This window comes from Mediterraneibacter gnavus ATCC 29149, assembly GCF_008121495.1.
GTDB lineage: Bacteria > Bacillota > Clostridia > Lachnospirales > Lachnospiraceae > Mediterraneibacter > Mediterraneibacter gnavus.
In genome coordinates, this window is record NZ_CP043051.1 from 3,429,259 (window position 1) to 3,451,343 (window position 22,085).

At 43.5% G+C, this 22,085-nt stretch carries 21 protein-coding genes; 1 reads left to right on the forward strand and 20 read right to left on the reverse strand.

Annotated elements, in window-relative coordinates; all coding sequences use genetic code 11:
* Positions 1-133 precede the first annotated feature (133 nt).
* From FXV78_RS17110 to FXV78_RS17140, 7 genes are all read right to left on the reverse strand, one after another.
* A complete protein-coding gene (locus tag FXV78_RS17110) occupies positions 134-1,327 on the reverse strand; it encodes a phosphoglycerate kinase (protein ID WP_004842714.1) in 1,194 nt (397 codons plus the stop codon).
* Positions 1,328-1,452: 125 nt separating this feature from the next.
* Positions 1,453-2,466 (reverse strand): type I glyceraldehyde-3-phosphate dehydrogenase, encoded by a 1,014-nt coding sequence (gap, locus tag FXV78_RS17115; RefSeq protein ID WP_004842713.1) that lies wholly within the window; start codon positions 2,464-2,466, stop codon positions 1,453-1,455.
* A gap of 149 nt (positions 2,467-2,615) precedes the next feature.
* Positions 2,616-3,434: a histidinol-phosphatase HisJ family protein gene (locus FXV78_RS17120; RefSeq protein ID WP_004842711.1), complete on the reverse strand. Its 819-nt coding sequence runs from the start codon at positions 3,432-3,434 to the stop codon at positions 2,616-2,618.
* Positions 3,431-4,501 carry a tRNA 2-thiouridine(34) synthase MnmA gene (gene mnmA / locus FXV78_RS17125; RefSeq protein ID WP_004842710.1) on the reverse strand — a complete coding sequence of 357 codons (1,071 nt, stop codon included), beginning with the start codon at positions 4,499-4,501 and terminating at the stop codon, positions 3,431-3,433. Before mnmA ends, FXV78_RS17120 begins: the two co-directional genes overlap by 4 nt.
* A gap of 1 nt (position 4,502) precedes the next feature.
* Positions 4,503-4,946 (reverse strand): Fe-S cluster assembly scaffold protein NifU, encoded by a 444-nt coding sequence (gene nifU, locus FXV78_RS17130; protein WP_004842708.1) that lies wholly within the window; start codon positions 4,944-4,946, stop codon positions 4,503-4,505.
* Between the two features lie 17 nt (positions 4,947-4,963).
* On the reverse strand, positions 4,964-6,151 hold the full coding sequence (gene nifS / locus FXV78_RS17135; RefSeq protein ID WP_004842707.1) for a cysteine desulfurase NifS: 1,188 nt from the start codon (positions 6,149-6,151) through the stop codon (positions 4,964-4,966).
* 17 nt (positions 6,152-6,168) lie between these two features.
* Positions 6,169-6,639, reverse strand: a complete 471-nt coding sequence (locus tag FXV78_RS17140) for an RrF2 family transcriptional regulator (RefSeq protein ID WP_004842705.1) — start codon at positions 6,637-6,639, stop codon at positions 6,169-6,171.
* A 144-nt stretch (positions 6,640-6,783) separates the two neighbouring features.
* Here FXV78_RS17140 and FXV78_RS17145 point away from each other — a divergent pair, with 144 nt between their 5' ends.
* The gene (locus tag FXV78_RS17145; RefSeq protein ID WP_004842704.1) at positions 6,784-8,103 is read left to right on the forward strand and encodes an oligosaccharide flippase family protein; all 1,320 of its coding nucleotides are present in this window, start codon (positions 6,784-6,786) and stop codon (positions 8,101-8,103) included.
* Here FXV78_RS17145 and FXV78_RS17150 read toward each other — a convergent pair.
* From FXV78_RS17150 to FXV78_RS17210, 13 genes are all read right to left on the reverse strand, one after another.
* Complete coding sequence (locus FXV78_RS17150; RefSeq protein ID WP_004842702.1) at positions 8,100-8,633, reverse strand: hypothetical protein; 534 nt, start codon at positions 8,631-8,633, stop codon at positions 8,100-8,102. The genes FXV78_RS17145 and FXV78_RS17150 overlap by 4 nt on opposite strands.
* A gap of 58 nt (positions 8,634-8,691) precedes the next feature.
* Positions 8,692-9,237, reverse strand: a complete 546-nt coding sequence (locus tag FXV78_RS17155) for an NUDIX hydrolase (protein WP_004842701.1) — start codon at positions 9,235-9,237, stop codon at positions 8,692-8,694.
* A 95-nt stretch (positions 9,238-9,332) separates the two neighbouring features.
* The gene (gene rny / locus FXV78_RS17160) at positions 9,333-10,865 is read right to left on the reverse strand and encodes a ribonuclease Y (RefSeq protein ID WP_373120411.1); all 1,533 of its coding nucleotides are present in this window, start codon (positions 10,863-10,865) and stop codon (positions 9,333-9,335) included.
* Between the two features lie 115 nt (positions 10,866-10,980).
* Positions 10,981-11,595, reverse strand: a complete 615-nt coding sequence (locus tag FXV78_RS17165) for a regulatory protein RecX (protein ID WP_004842697.1) — start codon at positions 11,593-11,595, stop codon at positions 10,981-10,983.
* Positions 11,596-11,598: 3 nt separating this feature from the next.
* Positions 11,599-12,675 (reverse strand): recombinase RecA, encoded by a 1,077-nt coding sequence (gene recA / locus FXV78_RS17170; RefSeq protein WP_004842695.1) that lies wholly within the window; start codon positions 12,673-12,675, stop codon positions 11,599-11,601.
* Positions 12,676-13,005: 330 nt separating this feature from the next.
* Positions 13,006-14,421: a glycoside hydrolase family 1 protein gene (locus tag FXV78_RS17175; protein WP_004842691.1), complete on the reverse strand. Its 1,416-nt coding sequence runs from the start codon at positions 14,419-14,421 to the stop codon at positions 13,006-13,008.
* Positions 14,421-15,356 carry an ROK family protein gene (locus FXV78_RS17180; protein ID WP_009244359.1) on the reverse strand — a complete coding sequence of 312 codons (936 nt, stop codon included), beginning with the start codon at positions 15,354-15,356 and terminating at the stop codon, positions 14,421-14,423. The genes FXV78_RS17175 and FXV78_RS17180 overlap by 1 nt, the downstream gene beginning before the upstream one ends.
* 16 nt (positions 15,357-15,372) lie before the next feature.
* Positions 15,373-16,290, reverse strand: coding sequence for a nucleoside hydrolase (locus FXV78_RS17185; RefSeq protein ID WP_004842688.1), 918 nt, complete (start codon positions 16,288-16,290; stop codon positions 15,373-15,375).
* A 49-nt stretch (positions 16,291-16,339) separates the two neighbouring features.
* On the reverse strand, positions 16,340-17,722 hold the full coding sequence (locus tag FXV78_RS17190) for an MFS transporter (RefSeq protein ID WP_004842686.1): 1,383 nt from the start codon (positions 17,720-17,722) through the stop codon (positions 16,340-16,342).
* A gap of 133 nt (positions 17,723-17,855) precedes the next feature.
* Entirely contained in the window at positions 17,856-19,040 is a 1,185-nt protein-coding gene (locus FXV78_RS17195; RefSeq protein WP_004842685.1) for an AraC family transcriptional regulator, read from the reverse strand.
* Between the two features lie 80 nt (positions 19,041-19,120).
* Positions 19,121-19,606: a methylglyoxal synthase gene (locus FXV78_RS17200; RefSeq protein ID WP_004842684.1), complete on the reverse strand. Its 486-nt coding sequence runs from the start codon at positions 19,604-19,606 to the stop codon at positions 19,121-19,123.
* Positions 19,607-19,651: 45 nt separating this feature from the next.
* Positions 19,652-21,226 (reverse strand): putative ABC exporter domain-containing protein, encoded by a 1,575-nt coding sequence (locus FXV78_RS17205; protein WP_009244362.1) that lies wholly within the window; start codon positions 21,224-21,226, stop codon positions 19,652-19,654.
* Positions 21,223-21,921: an ABC transporter ATP-binding protein gene (locus FXV78_RS17210; protein WP_004842679.1), complete on the reverse strand. Its 699-nt coding sequence runs from the start codon at positions 21,919-21,921 to the stop codon at positions 21,223-21,225. Before FXV78_RS17210 ends, FXV78_RS17205 begins: the two co-directional genes overlap by 4 nt.
* Between the last annotated feature and the right edge of the window lie 164 nt (positions 21,922-22,085).

Genomic DNA, 22,085 nt, shown 5'->3' on the forward strand with positions numbered 1-22,085 from the left:
TTCCAAACTGCGCCTGCGGCTTGTTTTCACTAAGCTTTGCTTGTTTTCGCTAAGCTTCCTTTACGGGATGTTCTCCTTACTAGGCTCGAAAATACCTCGCCAAGTGCGGAGAACTAAGTAAACGCTAAGCTTTTTACTTATCGTTAGCTGCTGCTACTCCCGGGAGTTCTTTTCCTTCAAGGAATTCCAGAGATGCTCCACCACCTGTAGAGATGTGTGTCATCTTGTCTCCGTATCCTAACTGGTTTACAGCTGCTGCGGAATCTCCACCACCGATGATTGTCACAGCATCTGTCTCAGAAAGTGCTTTTGCAACTGTTTCTGTTCCGTTTGCAAAGTTTGGCATTTCGAAACATCCCATTGGTCCGTTCCATACAACTGTTTTTGCAGATTTTACTGCTTCAGCATATAATTTTGCTGTCTCAGGTCCGATATCCAGCCCCATCCATCCTTCTGGGATTTCATTCTGAGGAACAACCTTGATGTTTGCATCATTAGAGAATTCATCTGCTGCAACAGCATCTACAGGAAGGAGTAATTTTACACCTTTTTCTTTTGCTTTTTCAATCATATCCAGTGCGTACTGTAAGTAATCTTCTTCCAGAAGAGATTTTCCGACATTTCCACCCTGAGCTTTTGTAAATGTGAAGCACATTCCACCACCGATGATCAGTGTATCTACTTTTTCAAGCAGGTTGTTGATTACAGAAATCTTGCTGGAAACTTTAGATCCTCCAAGGATTGCAACGAATGGTCTCTCCGGATTTTCTACTGCGTTTCCAAGGAAGTCGATTTCTTTCTGCATTAAGTATCCGACAACTGCTGTGTCTACGAACTGTGTCACACCAACGTTAGAGCAGTGTGCTCTGTGAGCTGTTCCGAATGCATCGTTTACGAACACATCACATAAAGAAGCCAGTTCTTTGGAGAATGCTTCTCCGTTCTTTGTCTCTTCTGCTCTGTAACGTGTATTCTCAAGAAGTACGATATCTCCATCGTTCATTGCTGCCACTGCTGCTTTTGCATTCTCGCCTACTACTTCAGCATCTGCTGCAAATTTTACTTCCTGTCCGAGAAGTTCTGACAATCTTACTGCTACCGGTGCAAGAGATAATTCCGGTTTTGGCTCTCCCTTCGGTTTTCCAAGGTGTGAGCAAAGGATTACTTTTCCTCCGTCTGCAACTAATTTTTTAATTGTTGGAAGAGCTGCTACCAGACGGTTTTCGTCTGTGATCTTACCATCGATCAACGGCACGTTAAAGTCACATCTTACAAGCACTCTTTTTCCTTTTACATTGATATCATCTACTGATTTTTTGTTAAGCATTTTGATTGCCTCCCTGTGTTTATTTTCTGTCAGACAAAAAGGTCCGGTCCAAATAAGACCGGACCCTTTGTGAGCCTATTTTTCAAAAATATAATCTAACTGATTAAATTTTTCTATATTTCGACTTACAGTAATGTTCCGAAGTGTTTGATTGTTCTTACCATCTGGCTTGTGTAAGAGTTTTCGTTGTCATACCAAGAAACAACCTGTACTTCTGTTGTTCCATTGTCTAATGGAAGAGCCATTGTCTGTGTAGCATCGAATAAAGATCCAAATCTCATTCCTACGATATCGCTGGATACGATCTCATCTGTGTTGTATCCGAAAGATTCGTTAGATGCTGCTTTCATAGCTTCGTTGATCTGATCAACTGTTACGTTTCCTTCAACTACTGCTGTAAGGATTGTTGTAGATCCTGTTGGTGTTGGAACACGCTGAGCAGATCCGATGAGTTTTCCGTTCAGTTCTGGGATAACCAGACCGATTGCTTTTGCTGCACCTGTGCTGTTTGGAACGATGTTGCAAGCTGCTGCACGAGATCTTCTTAAGTCACCTTTTCTCTGTGGTCCGTCAAGTGTCATCTGATCTCCTGTGTAAGCGTGGATTGTGCACATGATACCAGATTTAACTGCTGCAAGGTCGTTCAGAGCTTTTGCCATTGGAGCCAAGCAGTTTGTTGTACAAGAAGCTGCAGAAATGATGTGATCATCTTTTGTCAGCTGCTCGTGGTTTACATTGTATACGATTGTTGGAAGATCGTTTCCTGCTGGAGCAGAGATAACTACTTTCTTAGCACCTGCATCGATGTGTGCCTGAGCTTTTGCTTTAGATGTGTAGAATCCTGTACACTCCAGAACTACGTCTACGCCGATTTCTCCCCATGGAAGTTCTTTAGCGTCAGCTTTTGCATAGATTTTGATTTCTTTTCCGTCTACTGTGATAGAATCTTCACCAGCTTCTACTTTGTCAGCCAGTTCATATTTTCCCTGTGTAGAGTCATATTTCAACAGGTGTGCTAACATTTTTGGAGATGTTAAGTCGTTGATTGCAACTACTTCATATCCTTCTGCTCCGAACATCTGTCTGAATGCGAGACGTCCAATACGTCCAAATCCATTAATCGCTACTTTTACTGCCATGATTAATTCCTCCTAAAGTTTAAAAAAATTGTTGCTGCTTTGCAGCTGTTTATTGTAAATCTCCAACCAAGTAATTACTTTGTTAAAGATTCATCAACTACGGTTATTGTACTAAAATGAAAACAAAAATTCAACCCTAAAATATATTTTTATAGAAGTTGTTTAAAAATAGGTTTTCTGTCCTGAAATTCTGTATAATATTTAAAGCCGCACGCCTTCAAAACGTCTGCTGCTTTCTGAAAATCATAAGCCACATGCTCGGGCTTATGCGCATCAGATCCTACTGTGATGATTTCCCCGCCCAGTTCTTTATACCGGCAGAGAATTTCCGGATGGGGGTGGCAGAATGCAAGGCCGTATTTCCATCCGGCCGTATTCAGCTCGATTCCTTTTCCCATTGCAATCACTTTTTTCAGGATTTCATCAATCTCCTGTGCATATTTTTTGTAAGAATACTGCCTGGCCTGACACTTTCCATAACGTACCACATAATCCAGATGACCCAGCACATCAAAACTGCTGACTGCATCCAGATTTTCCAGGGTAGCCAGAAAAGTCTCTTTGTAAACTTCTTCATCAGACCGTCCCTCAAAAATCTCTCCGTAATAGGGATCCATCCCATGCACCACATGAACTGAACCGATCACAAAATCAAACGGATACTGATTCGTCAGTTCTTCATAAAATCCCGCAAGATGAGGCTGCAGCCCCAGCTCAATCCCTCTCCGGATCTGAATTTTCTCCGCATATGCCTCTTTCCACTCTGCCAGCTTCGGAAAATACTCATCCAGATCCACCAGAAATGCCTCTGCACCGGTATCTTCATGAAACGGATAATCTTTGTCAATATGATCGGTAATACAAATGGACTGCAATCCTTTTTTGAGCGCACTCTCGATCATATCCCGGATATCTGCATCACTGTCCGTGGAAAATCTTGTATGCATATGAGAATCACTTGTTATCATTGAATCGTTCCTCCGCCGAGCACATACTCTCCATCATAAAATACAACAGCCTGTCCGGGAGTGACCGCTCTTTGTGGTTCATCAAAGGTACACAGTACTTCATCCTCTCCCGTCTTCTCTATTGTACACCAGGCGCCTTTGTGGTTATAGCGTATTTTGGTAAATACATGTAAAGGCTCGGTTAAATCTTCCACTGCCATAAAATTCAGATTTCTGGCTCGAAGCTGTGTAGTCATGGATTCTTCTTTTGTCCCGATCACAACTTCATTGGTTTCCGGACGGATCTCCAAAACAAATGCGGGATATCCAAGTGCCAGACCCAGACCTTTTCTCTGCCCTACCGTATAATGGGTAATCCCTTTATGCCGTCCAAGCACCGTACCGTCTGTGAGCACGAAATTTCCTTCCGGAACTTTCACCCCTGCCTCTTCTTCAATATAAGCGGCATAGTCGCCATCCGGCACAAAGCAGATATCCTGGCTGTCCGGTTTGTTGGCAATCCTGAGATTGATCTTTTCTGCAATGGCACGTACCTCGTCTTTTGTGTATTTCCCCACCGGCATCAAAGTCCTTTTCAGCTGTTCCTGTGTCAGATTATACAATGCATAAGTCTGATCTTTTGCAAGCGTAGCAGAGCGCCGAAGAGTATATCTTCCGTTTTCCAGCTGTACCACTCTTGCATAATGTCCCGTCGCAATATACTCTGCACCGATCGAGAGACTTCTTTGTAAAAGAGATTCCCACTTTACATACCGGTTACAGGCAATACAGGGATTGGGCGTTCTTCCATTCTGATATTCTTCCACAAAATAGTCGATCACATTTTCCTTGAACTCTTTTTTAAAATTCATCACATAGTATGGGATTTCCAGTGCAGCTGCCACTCTTCTTGCATCATCTACCGCACTGAGTCCGCAGCAGCCTCCGTTTTCCTCCTGAGCGGCCTGTTCTTCGTCCTGCCAGATCTGCATGGTCACTCCGATCACGTCATACCCCTGCTCTTTTAAAAGGTATGCCGCTACGGAAGAATCCACCCCTCCGGACATTCCAACAACAACTTTACTCATTTTAGTATTCCTCTTCTTCCTCTTCCTCGCCTTCGTGGATATCAGATTTCGGCTTTTCCAGCCCCTCGATCTTAATATGATGCTTCTCCGCGTAATCCCAGAGCGCCGCATGAATTGCCTCTTCTGCAAGAAGAGAACAGTGTACCTTTACCGGCGGAAGTCCGTCCAGAGCCTCCATAACCGCCTTGTTCGTCACCTGCAGCGCCTCATAAATACTTTTTCCTTTGACCAGTTCTGTTGCCATACTGCTTGTAGCAACCGCAGCTCCACATCCAAATGTTTTAAATTTTACATCCCGAATGATCTGATTCTCATCGATGTCCAGATAAATTCTCATAATATCCCCACATTTGGCATTTCCAACGGTTCCCACACCGCTTGCATTCTCAATTTCTCCTACGTTTCTTGGATTTTGGAAGTGATCCATTACTTTTTCTGTATACATATCAATACTCCTTTTTATTATGCATTCTGTTTTTTGATAAAGTCTTCATATAATGGTGACATACTTCTTAAGTTTGCCACGATCTCTTTGAGTGTATCTACGGTATAATCCAGATCTTCTCTGGTCGTCTCTTCTCCCAGTGTCATGCGCAGAGAACCATGTGCGATTTCGTGCGGCAGTCCGATCGCCAGCAATACATGCGACGGATCCAGAGACCCTGATGTGCAGGCAGAACCACTGGATGCACAGATTCCCTTCATATCCAGCATGATCAAAAGAGATTCTCCCTCGATAAACCGGAAACTGAAGTTTACATTATTCGGAAGCCGGTTCGTGCGGTCTCCGTTTAAGCGGCAGTATGGAATTTCTGTCTCAATCCGCTCGATCAGGTAATCTCTGAGTTTTCGCTCTTTTGCGGTTCTTGTTTCCATTGTCCGCATCGCACGCTCCACAGCTGCCCCCATTCCAACAATACCAGGCACGTTTTCTGTTCCGGCACGGCGCTTTCTCTCCTGTGCACCTCCGTGTACAAAGGATCGGATCTTGACTCCTTTGCGGATATATAAAAATCCGATTCCTTTCGGTCCGTTGAGCTTATGTCCGCTTGCGCTGAGCATATCAATATGACAGGCATCCACATCAATCGGTATCTGGCCAAATGCCTGTACTGCATCTGTATGGAACAAAATCTTGTGTTCCTGTGCAATCTCTCCAATTTCTCGGATCGGCTGGATCGTTCCGATCTCATTATTTGCAAACATCACAGAAATAAGGATCGTATCCGGACGAATTGCTTTTTTCAGTTCATCAAGCTTTACGACACCGTTCTCGTCCACATCTAGATATGTGATCTCAAATCCACGCTGTTTTTCCAGATACTCACATGTATGCAGGATTGCATGGTGCTCGATTTTTGTCGTGATGATATGTTTTCCTTTCTTCTCATACGCTTCGGCAGTCGCTTTCAGTGCCCAGTTGTCAGACTCGGACCCCCCTGCCGTAAAATAGATTTCGTTAGCCTGTGCGCCAAGTGCCTGCGCAATAATCTCTCTTTGTCTGCTCACCACTTCCTTATTTCCGGAAGCAAAACTATACACACTGGATGGATTGCCATAGTGCTCTGTAAAGTACGGAATCATTGCATCTACTACTTCCGGTGCAGTTTTCGTTGTTGCCGCATTGTCTAAATAAATCAGTCTGCTCATGTTCTTTCTCCTTTTGTTTATTTTCTGCAGTCTCTATTGGAAACACACGTCTGGTCGGCCTTGCTCTCCTTGAGATTCTCGCCCACTTCTACGAGTGCTTTTAAATTCATCTCATCTACGGTCTGATTGATACTGTCATTGATTCGCTGCCACACATACTTTGTCACACAGTTATCTGCTGCCTGGCAGCCGCCCTCTAAGAGAAACCCGGAACATTCTACCGGATTGAGATCTCCTTCCAGCGCACGGAGTACCTCCCCCACCGAAACTTCTTCCAGTTCCTTTGCAAGGACATATCCCCCCTGTGCTCCGCGGATGCTCTGGATGATACCTGCCTTTTTTAATTTTGACATCAGCTGCTCCAGATACCGCTCCGAAATTTCCTGTCTTTCCGCAATACTTGTGATCGATACAGGTCCTTCCCCGCCGTGCTGTGCAAGATCAATCAGTGCGCGCAGTCCGTATCTTCCTTTTGTAGATAATTTCACGCTCTCACCTTCTTGCTGATTCGCTTATTTTCCAATCCCTATTGTTTTACTAGGATTTCCTCTTGTAGAATACCATTGCCGTTTTGTTCTGTCAAGGCAAAATACCGAATATGTTATTAAAAACACTTCTTTCCAGGTGAATTTATGTCTGCCAGAAAAACAATTTTACAAGGAACCCTGATCCTGACTGCCGTGGGATTTCTGTGTCGGTTCATGGGATTTTTTTACCGTATCTTTTTAAGCCACACATTCGGAGAAGAAAATGTCGGCCTATACCAGCTTACTTTTCCGGTATTTGCTCTCTGCATCTCATTTACATCCGCAGGATTAGAGACCGCCATTTCCAGAACCGTAGCCAGAAAACAATCCCTCCATCAACCCAGGGAAGCCTCTGAGACACTTTGTCTCGGACTTTTTATTTCATGCCTGCTCTCTGTGATCACGATGATCATCCTGCAAAAAAACGCAGCCGATCTCTCGACTGCGCTGCTCGGCGATCCACGTTGTGAAGAGATCCTGATTCTCTTATCTTACGCTTTGCCGCTTTCTTCTATTCATGGTTGTATCATGGGGTACTGCTATGGTTTAAAACAGACACAGATACCTGCCGTTTCACAGTTGATCGAGCAGACTGCCAGGATCTTATCTGTTTTCTGCCTGTACCGCTTCGCGATACGAAACGGACTTCATGCGGACATTTCCATCGCAGCTGCGGGAATTGCATTCGGAGAACTGTTTTCTACCTTTTATTCTGTCAGAGGACTTCAAAAGAGCCGATCTGATATTTTCCGCCCGGGATTTTCTTTCTCTTCTATAAGACTCCGCTTCCGGGAACTTGTCCCCTTGTCCCTGCCGCTTACTGCCAACCGGGTACTGCTTGGCCTGCTCCAGGGAATTGAAGCTGTTTCGATCCCCGGCTGTCTGAAACTTTATAATCACAGCACTTCCGAAGCATTGAGTACCTATGGCGTTCTGACTGGAATGGCACTTCCCTGTATTCTATTCCCGTCCGCCATCACCAATTCTGTTTCTATCATGCTGATGCCGACAGTTGCCGAGCTTCAGGTCAAAGACCAGGCATCCGGCATCAGAAAACTGCTGCAAAAAGTACTTGGCTCCTGTTTTCTCATGGGATTGTTCTGCTGTCTGTTTTTCCTGTTCTTCGGACAGTTGATCGGTCAATTTTTGTTTGCCAGTGATCTGGCCGGCAATTTTATCATCACACTGGCGTGGATCTGTCCTTTTCTGTATGTAAATGGTTCTCTGCTGAGTGTCCTGAACGGATTTGGCAAAACAACAACCTCTTTTACGATCAACATGGTCGGGCTTGCCATCCGCATCGGAAGTGTGTTTTTCGCAATTCCCGTTTTCGGTATCCAGGGATATTTATGGGGCTTATTGATCAGCCAGCTTGCAGTCAGCATCTGCTGCAGTGTTGTCTTAAAACATCTCATCTCTGCTTAAAGGGTTTTCAAAAATGCGCCGACCAAAACCGGATTTACATACAGTTCTAACACGATACCAACTAAAAGAAGACCTCCGGAAACCAGACTTTTCTGTATATTCCACTGCATACGCGGGTAGCAGTACGCATACCACACCACGATCAGATACGCTGGAATATAACATAAAAACTGGGGGAGCATTCCTGCAATGCACAGGATGCTCCCTTTTACTCCCATCCCGAGAACTGCCATAGAAAACAGAAGTCCGGCAGAAAAGCCCGTCCAAATCAAGAACAGAATAACTGCCGCTTTTCTGAATTTTGTAAAAGCAGATCCCAGCAGCACTAAAAACGGCAAAAGACGGACCTGCAGCAAATACCAGATATACTCTCCCGTCAGAATATCTGCCGCCCGGTATTGTTTCAAAAAATATTCGCTGAAAATCCCTGCCCCCGCTGCAAACTGCTCCGCTTCCAGATTGACATATAAAATTCCCAATAAAAATCCCGGCATAAAAAGAGCCAGTAGCTGCCTCTTTACATGAAACATCTTCAATGGTTTTTCTCCTTTTCCTTTCGATATTTCATTATATGCCGGGACTTTTTATTTATTCAGTTTTTCGATACTTCGTCTCATATGCCAGAAGAGCGGCAATGGTCTTGGAATCTTCTATCTCACCGGAAAAAATCTTTTCTTTTAACTCCTCCAGTGTGTATGCCTTTAAATCTATAAACTCATCTTCATCCAGATGCTGTCTGGAGGGAATCAGATCTCTTGCTACAAAAACCTCAATTCGTTCATTGCAAAAAGCCACTGTTGTCCGCAATGTGATCAGCCATTCCAGATTCTCACTGCGAAATCCAGTCTCTTCCTCCAGCTCTCTGCCTGCACATACAATTCCCGGCTCATCTGCCGCATCCAGCGCGCCTGCCGGAACCTCCAGTGTATAACGTTCCAGTGCATTTCGATATTGGCGCACCATCAGAATTTTTCCATCTTCTGTTACAGGAACAACCGCTGCAGCCCCTTTATGACTGATAAAATCCCATGTGGCCGTATGAGTGCCGTCTATCTCCATCGTATCCTGATAAAAATCTACGATTGCTCCCTTATACTTTAATTCTCTCTTCAGACGTTTGATCTTTTCGCTCATTACACAATTCTTCCTTTCATCCACGAAAAAGCGGAACTTCCTTTCCCATCTTACGATGTTTCAGAAATTCCGCTTTTCATTTCATATTCAGTTTTCTATTTTGCGTAATCCGTGACGCGTGATTCGCGGATCACATTTACCTTGATCTGACCAGGATACTCTAATTCAAATTCAATCTGATTAGCAATCTCTCTGGCCATAAGTACCATATCATCATCAGTTACCTGATCTGGAACTACCATTACTCGAATCTCTCTACCTGCCTGAATAGCAAAAGATTTGTCAACACCTTTGAACTGGTTTGCAATCTCTTCTAATTGTTTCAATCTGTTTGTATATGTCTCTAATGTCTCTCTTCTTGCACCTGGTCTTGCTGCTGAGATCGTATCTGCAGCCTGTACAACACAGGCGATCAAAGTCTGAGGCTCTACATCGCCATGATGTGCTTCGACTGCATTGATCACAGTCGCTGATTCTTTGTACTTTCTGCAAAGATCCACACCAATCTGAATGTGAGATCCTTCCACATCGTGATCGATCGATTTACCGATGTCGTGCAGAAGTCCGGCTCTTTTCGCCATACGCACATCCAGCCCGATCTCTCCTGCCAGAAGTCCTGACAACTGAGCAACCTCGATGGAATGCTTCAGCGCATTCTGTCCGTAGCTTGTTCTGAATTTCATACGTCCAAGCAGACGCAGCAATTCCGGATGGATACCCGGTACACCAACCTCGATGGCTGCTGCCTCTCCTTCTTCGCGAATCATAGAATCTACTTCTTTCTGTGCTTTTTCCACCATCTCTTCAATTCTTGCCGGATGGATACGTCCATCCACGATCAAGCGTTCAAGAGCAATACGGGCAACTTCTCTTCGGATCGGATCAAATCCGGATAACACAACTGCCTCCGGTGTATCATCAATGATAAGCTCTACACCTGTCAGAGTCTCAAGAGTTCTGATGTTTCGTCCCTCTCGTCCGATGATCCTTCCTTTCATCTCATCACTTGGAAGCTGCACGACTGAAATCGTAGTCTCCGCTACATGGTCAGCTGCACATCTCTGAATCGCATTGACAACATACTCTTTTGCTTTCTTGTCTGCGTTCTCTTTTGCCTGAGACTCCAGCTCCCTGACCATCTTTGCTGTTTCATGTTTCACATCTTCTTCAACAGTTTTCAACAGATATTCTTTTGCCTGCTCGGAGGTAAGACCTGAGATTCTTTCCAGTTCCTGCACTCGTTTCTGACTGAGTTCTTCCACTTTGGCTTCACGCTGTCTTAAATGTTCCTCTTTTGCTGTAAATTTTGCTTCACGCTGCTCAATAGCTTCGGAACGTTTGTCTACTGCTTCTTCTTTTGCCAGCACACGCTTTTCATAGCGCTGCAGTTCCGACCTTCTTTCTTTCGTCTCTTTTTCAAGATCATTCTTCGTCCGGATGGACTCTTCCTTCACTTCCAAAAGAGCTTCCTTTTTTGTCGTTTCAGCAGTTTTCACGGCATCGTCAATGATTTCTCTTGCTTTCGCTTCCGCATTTCCAATCTTGGATTCCGCATTGTTCTTCAGATTGGTAATGGTCAGATAGCGAGTTACGACACCGACTATCAACGCGAGGGCCGCCGCAATAATTACACATAAAATTACCGGCACAGGAGCACCTCCTTATTTAATTTTCATTGTACATGTTTATGTATCTGCATACATAAATACAACACTTAAATTTTATACTGTTTTACCAACCCTGTCAAGCATTCTCATCATAATTTTGTATCACTTGACGGATGTCTTCATATCGGAATCCTTTTCGTGCCAGATGACCGTATAATTTTTGCATCTGCTCCGGTGTAGCCGTCCTTAGATCCACACGCTTTTTCTCGATAATCTTAAGGATTGCCTCAGTCTCATCCTGTCCGTCAAAGCACTCTTCTACGACCTGCTGCGCAATTTCCCTTGATACACCTTTCTGGCAGAGCTGATATAAAATCTCTCGTCTGCTCTTGGATGCCTTTCTGCTCTGTACAAAATTTTCCGCATACCGCGCGTCATCCAGATATCCGAAAGACTTCACATAAGAAATCGCTGCCTCCACTGCTTCCGGCGGGTACAATCCCTGACGCAGCTTCTCCCGCAGTGCCGATTCGCTGCGGTCCATATCCTCCAGAAGATGCATGGCACGAAGCTTTGCTCTTTTACAGATCACCTTCTGCAGAATCTCCTGTACAGTATCCTCCTCCAAAAGAGTCCCCTCAACAATCCGGTAATGCGACAGTTCGCCCTTGTATAACACAAAGGCGAACTCCTCATCTAAATACACTTTATATTTGATCTTGGTCAGCATCTCTACTTTCGTGACGACCATTTTTTATTCTTCTCCCTCGATCGACAGTTCCATCTGTTCTTCTTTTGGAGTCAGCTTCAGATCACTCTCTTTTACCTCTTCCTCTCCTTCGATCAAATGATAGTGCTGGCGTACTTTTCTGTCCAGCTCCTCCATCACCTCCGGATGACTGGTCAGATATGCTTTTGCATTTTCACGTCCCTGTCCGATCTTCTCTCCTTCATATGCATACCACGCACCACTCTTCTTGACAAGATCAATACCAACTGCCAGATCCAGAACATCTCCTTCTTTGGAGATTCCTTTTCCAAACATGATATCGAACTCTGCCTCTTTAAACGGAGGCGCAATCTTATTCTTCACGATCTTGATGCGGGTTCTGTTGCCGACCATCTCTCCGCTCTGCTTCAGCGTCTCGATCCTGCGGACATCCATACGGACAGAAGCGTAGAACTTCAATGCGCGTCCACCTGTCGTTGTCTCTGGATTTCCAAACATTACGCCTACCTTTTCACGGAGCTGGTTGATAAAGATAACCACACAGTTGGATTTGCTGATGACCGGTGTCAGCTTACGCAGTGCCTGCGACATCAGTCTCGCCTGCAGGCCGACATGGCTGTCTCCCATATCTCCTTCAATCTCCTGCTTTGGCACCAGGGCCGCAACAGAGTCAATCACAATAATATCCACTGCTCCGGAGCGCACCATCGTCTCAGCAATCTCCAGAGCCTGATCTCCGCTGTCGGGCTGTGAAATATATAATTCATCAATATCTACTCCGATCTTCTTCGCATAAACAGGATCCAGCGCATGCTCTGCATCAATAAATCCTGCAATCCCGCCTCTCTTTTGTACTTCTGCGATCATGTGGAGTGTCACTGTCGTCTTACCACTGGACTCCGGACCATAAACCTCAATCACACGTCCCTTTGGAACACCGCCAAGTCCCAGTGCCAGATCGAGACTCAGACACCCTGTAGGAACCGTCTCTACAGCAACATGACTGCCCTCTCCCAGCTTCATCACAGTACCTTTTCCAAAATCCTTCTCTAACTTTGCAATCGCCGCATCCAGCGCTTTTTTCTTTTCATCACTTGCCATACCGAATCTTCTCCTTTTTACCCGAACAGTTGTTCGCTTCTGTTTATTATACTATTATATGCTCCTTGAATTGTCAAGTAATTTTTTCCATCCTACTCCGTCCCCCTCCTTTCGTTACTGTTTTTCTACAGAAAACAGAGATGATAAAACCATAGAATATCCTCTTTTTATCCATCACAGGGGAAACTCTCTTGAACAGACCTGGAAGAACTCCTTGAACGTCTGGGTTATAACCGAGTATGATACAGCACAGGCGGCTGCATGATAAAGTTCTGTTTTCTATAACTTACAGAACTATCTTATCATGCGGCCGCCCGGGATGCAATCTATTTATTTTAATTCCTGATGAAGAATTTCTCCATTGCTCTCAATCACTTTCTGGTACCAGTAGAACGATTTTTTCTTATACCGGTTCAAAGTTCCTGTTCCATCATCATTGCGGTCAACATAAATATATCCGTACCGCTTTCTCAACTCTGCTGTAGAAGCACTTACCAGATCAATACATCCCCATGATGTATATCCCATGATTTCAACTCCGTCCTCTATTGCTTCTTCAACCTGTAACAGATGTTCTTTCAAATAGGCAATCCGGTAATCATCCTCCACTGTCAGTTTTCCATCTTTTCCTTCTACCAGTTCATCAACCGCACCAAGACCGTTTTCCACGATAAAAAGAGGCTTCTGATAACGGTCATACATCTCATTGAGTGCATATCGAAGACCTTTTGGATCGATCTGCCATCCCCATTCTGAAGCTTCCAGATATGGATTCATAACACCACCCATCAGATTTCCCCGTCCTGCTTCTCCCTGATCCGGATCTGCAGAAGCACAGATACTCATATAGTAACTGAATGAAATAAAATCTACGGTATGCTTCAAAATTTCCTCATCTTCCGGGGCAAACTGCACCTGAATCTTATGTTCTTTAAAATAGCGCTTCATATAGCCCGGATACCGACCTCTTACATGTACATCCAGGAAAAAATCATTCATATGCCGTCTTTCCATCACTTCTATCATGTCATCCGGATGCGGTGTCAAAGGATAAATCGGAATATTAAGTACCATACATCCAATCTTTGCCTCCGGCATCATCTCATGAGCAATTTTAGTTGCCAGTGCACTTGCCACCAGTTCATGATGAACTGCCTGATACAGATCCTGGCGCGATAACTTTTCTTTTTCCGTATAAATCCCGCCGCTCAAAAACGGTTCATGCAAAACCGAATTAATTTCATTAAATGTCAGCCAGTATTTCACTTTCTCTTTATATCTGCCAAAAATCGTTCTGACATATTTTTCATAGAAACCGATCATTTTCCGGTTTACCCATCCATCATATTCTTTCGATAAATGCAATGGTGTCTCATAGTGAGAAATCGTAACCAACGGCTCTATTCCATATTTGTGGCATTCGTCAAATACCGCATCATAAAACGCAATCCCTTTTTCATTTAGCTGCTCTTCATCTCCCATTGGAAAAATGCGGCTCCAGGCAATTGACAGCCGAAAAACCTTAAACCCCATCTCTGCAAACAATTTAATGTCTTCTTTATATCGGTGGTAAAAATCTATTGCCACCAGCTTCATGTTATCTTCTGTCGGAACCTCTGTTCTTGGTCCCACAATTCCTTTTGGTGTCACATCCTGGATATCTAGCCCTTTTCCATCTTCCAGATATGCACCCTCACATTGATTGGCTGCTGTTGCGCCTCCCCACAAAAAATTTTTCGGAAACATTATTCTTCCACTCTCCCTTCTTTTAATACACCATAATGATACAAGGCTCCAATTAAATTTGCATCATTGTAAAACTTACAGTTTGTTATCTCAGGTTTCGGAACATACGGTGTAATTTTACGAATCGGATGATGTTCCATTAATTCATTCATGCTTCTGTTCAAATATTCCAGCAGCAGCGGCTGTTTACTGATTCCTCCGCCAATTGCCACCACATCCAAATCCAGTATCACATTTAAATTATAAATTTGAACTGCCAGCGTATCTGTAAATTCTTTCAGTGCTTTCAATACCGCTTCTTCTCCCTTGTTTGCACGATCAAAGATCTGAATCCCATCCAATTTTTCCGGATCTTCTCCTGTATAAAAAGCTGCTTTTTGGGCAAGGGTCTCTGCGCCGTTTGCCATGCCCCAGTATCCTTTCGCTTCCTCTGATCGTTTCTGATCTGTCAATATATAACTGTATTCACCGGCTGTAAAATGCCCTCCCCTGTACAATTTGTGGTCTATGATTATCCCACCGCCCACACCAGTACCCAGCACTACAACCGCTCCGTTTCTGCAGTCCTTCAGACTACCTTTCCATTTTTCTGCAAGTGCCGCACACTTTCCGTCATTTTCAATCGTCACCGGAAGTTTATATCTTTGTTCCAGTAATTGCACGACCGGAACTTCACTAAAATATGCCAACATTCCTCCGGTCACACAGTAGCCTTTCCGGCTGTCCAACATTCCCGGCATACTGACAGCAATTCCTTCTATTTGTTTCTGATACTTTTCTACAACAACATCCAGTCTCTGCAAAAAGTCTTCCAGCGTATGATCCACATATCCCGGCGTCGGAAATTTGCCTCTTTCCAATATCTTGGCACTTTCATTCATAAGCGCATATTTTACAGCTGTACCGCCTGCATCAATCACCAGATATTTCTTCATCTTACCCTCACCCTTACTATCCAAAATTGATCGCCAGTTTTGCAAAAAAGTCTTCTAACGTCAATCTGACTTCCGCTGTTTTATAAAGCCTGATCTTTCGATAATCCTGCCCGTGAATATAGGTCATGTCATCAGCCACTCTCGGTGCCGGTATCATCTCATAGCTTACTTTTTCCAGTTCCTCCATAAGAACTGCCACAGTCGCCTGATCTCCCAGCCCCCATACTTCTCCATGAGGCCATGCCATATTGTAAACTGCCGCCTTATGATTAAATTCTTCTAACTGCTCAAACAAATATTTGCCTACTTTTCCACATGGATGCACTTTCAACTGCAATTCTGCCAGTGAAACACCAAACTGTTTATATACATCCATTGGAATTTGCCATAGTTCCGCTTTTGAAGCAAAAATTACATTTGCCGCATGAATATCCATCATCAGATTAAATTCAAATCCTCCATTCGGATAGGCGGCTCCTCCGATCCAGATAATCGTAATCCTTTCTGCAATTTCCGGACAGATCAGCAAAGCAGATGCCACATCCGTAACAGCTCCCTGACAAGCAATATACAATGGTCTTTCATCCACTTTCAAAGCTTCTTCGATAATAAATCTGGCGCCCTCTGATTCTACCGGAGTCTGCTCGTCTTCCATTCCCTTTGAAGCGCCCAGAGCTACCGGATATTCTCCTTCTATCCCCATCAGCTCCATCATCCTGATTACTTCATCATAGCTTGCTTTTGCAGTATTCTCCTCTCCGTATTCCTGGGGATTTTTACAAAAATGTCCCGCTACGATTCCCCGCACATCAAACTTGGGAGTCATCAGATGGTGTGCAAGCGCAAACTGATCATCCGCCTCATTTTTACAATCCGTATGAACAATCACTCTTATTTTTTTATTTTCCGGTACTTGATATGCATACTTCCACATACTCTTCTCCTCCTTATCTTTTCCGCTTTCAAAACAGATTTTCTATCCTTTATTCTGCAGTTTGTTCTGCCAGTTTTTTTCTCCGCTCTTTCAATTCACGTTCCATCTGGTCGTACTGTTTATCCAGATCATAGAAATACATCACAACAATACTTACGATATTTGCAATAATCGGAAGAATAACAAATGCAAATAAAATTGCCATATTCGCTTTTGATGACTGCACTGCCACCGTTCCGTCATAAGCTCCCCATGCAAGCAAACCTGCTACAATCGCACTCGCACATGCACTGGAAACTTTATTGGAAAATCCATTGACTGCCATCTGTGTTCCTGCAAGATTCCTTCCGCTCTGCCATTCTCCATAATCTGCCACATCTGCCAGCATAGAAAAATACATGTTGGAACGAAATCCCATTCCGAATCCCATCAGTCCCACTCCCAGGAATACAATCGCCACATTGCTGCCGCCTATCCAGATGATCAAAGACCCCAAAATCTGAATCAAAGTTCCCACAATTGAAATATTTCTTTTACTGTATTTTGCATTGAGACGTGCTGCAATCAACATTGAAAAAATCGGAACAATCGTTGTGATCGTCACTGCCACAGAAGTCATCATCTCATTTCTCACAATATACTTGAAGTAATATGCAATCGCTGCAAACATGCCAAGATATCCCAAAAATAAAAAGAACGTATAGGTAATCATTAACATATATGGTTTGTTTTTTATCAGGTATCCAATATCTTTGATAATACTTGTTTTTTGATTTGTTCTTGGCGGCAAATTGATTTCACGAATACTTGCCACACAGATCAGCATGATCAAAAACACCATGATTCCAAACACAATATTTGTATTTCTATATCCCAGCGCCTGATTTCCATGTCCCAGTTTTTCAATCAGCCACAATGCCATAGATGCAGATGTCAAAGATCCAAGATTCGAGAAAATTGTTCTTGTAGTGGCAATTTTAGTACGTTCCGTGGCATCTGCACTCAAAGTCGGCAAAATGGACCCCATCGGAATATTTACCAGCGTATATCCAAAAGAAAAAATAATATATGTAATATACGCCCATGCCAGTTTTCCACCTGTTGAAAAATCAGGTGTCGTAAATACCAGTACCATTCCAACCGCAAGTACCGGAGCCCCTGCCAGCATCCAAGGTCGGTTTCGTCCCATTTTAGTGTTGGTCCGATCAACCAGCGCCCCAACCATATAATCTGTAAATGCATCAATAAACTTTGTGATCAAAAACATAAACGCAGCACTTGTCGCCGGTATTCCTGCCACATCGGTATAAAAAATAAGCAGATATGTGTTTACCATTAAATACGCCAGATTACAGGCATAGTCTGAAATACCAAACCCAATCCTCTGACGCCAGATAAATTTTTTACTGTTTGTTCCTGTTTCTTTCATCATCACTACATTTCAGTCCTTTCCACTGTTCTTTCCTGTATGACCGGCCGGTTCATTTGATGATGCTATCATATCTGCTTTCCTCTTTTTTCTATATCATATTTCTGCTTTATTTATTATATTTCCATCATTTTTATTAAATTTCTTCTCTTGAAACAAATTCCGGACTTTTATAATAGTCCCTGTACTGCTTCGGCGTCATATTTTTATACACCTTAAATACCTTTCCAAAGTGGCTCTGAGAGGAAAAACACAGATACTCGCTGATCTCTGTTAGAGATGCTTCGGAATATTTGAGCAAGTTTTCTGCTCTTTCAATCCGCATGTGCATACTATATTTCTGAATACTCTCTCCCGTTTCTTTTTTAAATATCCTGGATAAATGGCTTTCACTGACTCCCAGCGCCTCCGCAATATCCGGTATACAAATTTTCTGATGATAATATTTTCGTATATATTCCTTACACTGCTCCGTATACCTTGAGTTTGCTCTTTTTTCTCTTTCTTCTACGACCAGTTTTGCAAAATCATACAAACTCCTTTTCCTATATTCAAAAATTTCTGTCATTCTTTTGCACTGGTCTATCTTATTGATATAAAGATCACTGAGCTTATACGCTTTGGCAGGAGCTGCCCCACCTTCGATTGCTGCTCTTGTTGCCAACGTAATCGAACATATCCCCAGATTTCTTTCGTTTCGGATTTCATTTTCCGAGAGCTTTCCCGCAGTACTTGCCAATAATTCTACTGCCCCTACTACCTCCTCCAGATTTCCCTCACGAATATAATCCATCGTTTTTACTTCTTCCTGATAAGTATGATGATATATATCCTCTGTATCTATTCTTACATCCGCTTCAAGTCCAATCTCCTGTTTCTCGATCAGACCATTCGCATCCAAAATTTCTTCATCTTCGTATTTCTCCTCAATTTTTATATAAGATAAAAGCTCCAATAAAGCTAACAGATTCTGCAGTTTTAGTTTGGGCGGACACTGTTCATTTTCTATCTGATAAGCTTTACAGTATCGGTGTATCTCTACATAAGACATATCCTCAATACAGATTGGTCCCAGCAGAAGCATCTTCGTCATTTTTTCTCTCATCCCACAAAAAATCACTTTATTCTCATCCTGATAAATCACCGGTGTTTTCTGGTTCATGATTCGATTTTTCAGAAGTTCGCGAAGTTCTTCTGATAATATCAGTGGATTGCTTTGCTCTGCTAATACCCCATAACAACTGATTTCATCCGTTTCACAATCCCATTCAAAAATTTTTATATTTGTCATAATGCTGATCTTCGTATATAAATACTCCATTTTCTTATCCTCTCAATCTAAAAAGCCATTTCGTTTCCGAAATGGCTTACAAGAATCTTCACATTTAAATTCTCAGAAATTTATTTTGACTCTTTCATAGATTTCACGCGATCCTGGATCGTCTTATTGAAATTCTCAATCTTACGCTCATAAGACGTATTCATATATTTTGACTGCAGCATAAAATCTGCTGTAGAAAGGTTGTTCGCGATCGGAATATCATAAACAACCGCGATTCGAAGCAGTGCTTTTACATCTGGATCGTGAGGCTGTGCTTCCAGAGGATCCCATAAAAAAATCATAAAATCGATCTGTCCTTCCACGATCTTTGCTCCGATCTGCTGGTCTCCTCCGAGAGGACCGCTGCAGTATCCTTTCACAGGAAGTCCCGTACGCTCTGAGATCAGTTTTGCCGTTGTTCCTGTTCCGCACAGAAAATGTCCTTTCAAAATCTCTTTATTTCTGTCACACCAATCTACAAGTTCTTTCTTTTTTCCATCATGAGCAACCAGCGCAATGTGCTTTGCCTTGCCGATTTCCATGGTCACAAAATTATCATTCAGCATCTTTTTTCCTCCTGTCTTTTACCTTCACTGTGCAGCTTCATCCGTCTACGCCATCTGTTCCATGGAATCAAAACGGATGGCTGCGATCAGACCGATTATCACAGTTACTATCATACTATAAATCAGAGCGATTGGAAAGACTAAATCCATACTTATAAAGATTCCTGCCAACGCTGCGACCATCACCCCGATTCCCAGCACGAACATCTGGAAAAAAGCTCTCACCACATCCTGTCCGGTACGTCCAAGCACATCTCCCACCACGCACTGTGCCAGCACCTTACTGTACATCCGGTTCGCCTGAAGTATCGTGTAGATCAGGATCCCCAGGATTACTTCCAGCACATTTACCTTCCACAAGATTCCGATGGGCACACAGAGTAAAACTCCATCTACAAATGCTTTCACATGCTCCATCAGTGTCGAGTACCACAGCTTTTTCACCGGACTATCCGGAATCAGATAAAGATAGGGTGTTTTAATCTCAGTCTCCCACTTTCCAAGATATCCGCTGAAGATCAGAGTCATATACGCCAGAATTCCAAGCAGAAAAATCTGAGGAATCCCGCTTTCCTGTGCTGTCTCTCGCATCGCAAATGCCATAACGATGCCTATCCCGAGATTCAAAAGTGTCATTTTCGAGAAAATAAACGTTCTTTCTTTTCGATATTCCAAAAGCTGGCGGTAAAAGATTGCCTTTGCTCCGACTGCCTGATAACGGACTGTCATATGGCGGAATTTTTTCTTCTTCTCCTCCAGCCCCATGACCATTTCGCCGTTTTTCTTCCGCTTGATCATTTCTGCATAGGTATCTGCAAATTTTGCCGCGTCCTCATAATAATCTCCATTACACGGCATCCGGTATGCCAGGATCACAAGCAGGATCGTCGTCAGAAGGTACAGAACCATCCCTGCAGCATTGAGCAGATCCGGACTTAAAAGAATCAGATGAAATGCAGAAATCTCCCATCCAATAATTGGAATCATCCGCAGGATCGGCCAGTCAAAAAATGCAGAAACTGCTGCAAAAGATACGCCTTTTTTCCAGAAATACAGAACGATCAGTCCTGTAACCATAAGCAGAAACACCTTGATCCCACGGCCGATCCACTCTCTTGCCTTCTCCGAAATCCGTTCACTGGAATACAGGCAGACCATCAGGCTGATCTCCAATGCCAGATTACAGATACAGATTCCCGCAAACAGCAGAATTCTCCACGGACTGACATCAAAAACTGTAATTCCTGCGATAATAAATATCAGAAAGAACACCACACTGCTCAGATAATTCATCCAGGCTCCATGGATTAGCACGACCTTTGGATCCACAGGCGCATTGAAGATAAAATGTGCATGTGCCGGGCGGAAGAGAATTCCTTTTCTGGATGCATATGACATAAAATTCAGCAAAAACAGATACAACGACCAGACTGTCAGAATGATCACCATTCCTTTTGCACTGTCAAACTTCATCTGCACTGCTAATTCTGCCAGCATCACAGCCAGAAAAACAGCATATGCCGCACAGGCTAACACAACCAGAAGTGTGAGCGGCTTTTTCACTGCTTTTTTCAAATTGTTGATCATACTTCGTTTTGTCAGATACAATAGCGCTCTCACGATTTCTCACCACCTGTCATTTCAAAGAACAGCGCATCCAGATCCTTGTCTCCCACCTCATCCTTCCGGTAAGAACCAATGATCTTACTCTTCTCCATCACAAACATCATATCCCACAGCTCTTCTACCATCTCCAGCATATGCGTGCTAATCAGTACTGTAACTCCGAGAGCTTTTTGTTCCAGCACGACCTCCTTAAGCTCTTTGATCGCTTTTGGATCCAGCCCCACCATCGGTTCATCCAGAAGCAGCACTTTCGGCCTGATGGCAAGCGCACAGCAGATACTCACCTTCTGCATCATTCCTTTGGACAGCTCATTTCCCAGTTTATCCTGCTTGTCATCCAGGTCAAACCGGGCAAGCAGCGCTTCCACCTCTTCATCCGTAATCCCGCTGTTGTAAGCTTTTCTCATGTATTCGATGTGTTCTCTGACGCTGAGTGCATCAAACATGGCAGGCATCTCCGGAACATAGGCAAACTTTCTCTTTGCCTCCACACTTCTGGCAGGAAGTCCCTGAATTCCGATCCGCCCCTGATACCGAAGCAGACCTGCGATACTTTTGATGATCGTCGATTTTCCGGCTCCGTTTGGTCCCAGAAGGATCCCGACTGTACCATCCGGTACAAAAAAACTGACCTCATCCACCGCCAGAGACTTTCCATAGGATTTACTTAATTTCTGAACTTCCAGCATATCATTTCCTCCATCGTGTTTTACACAGCTCACAGCCTGTCTGTGCAGACACAGCAGCTGTCTGACGGGTCTATCATTACTGGTCACACCAATTACGGCTTATCACGCAAAAAAGATTCCCGTTCATTGTACTGTTGATTTGATACAATAATACGAAAATCTTT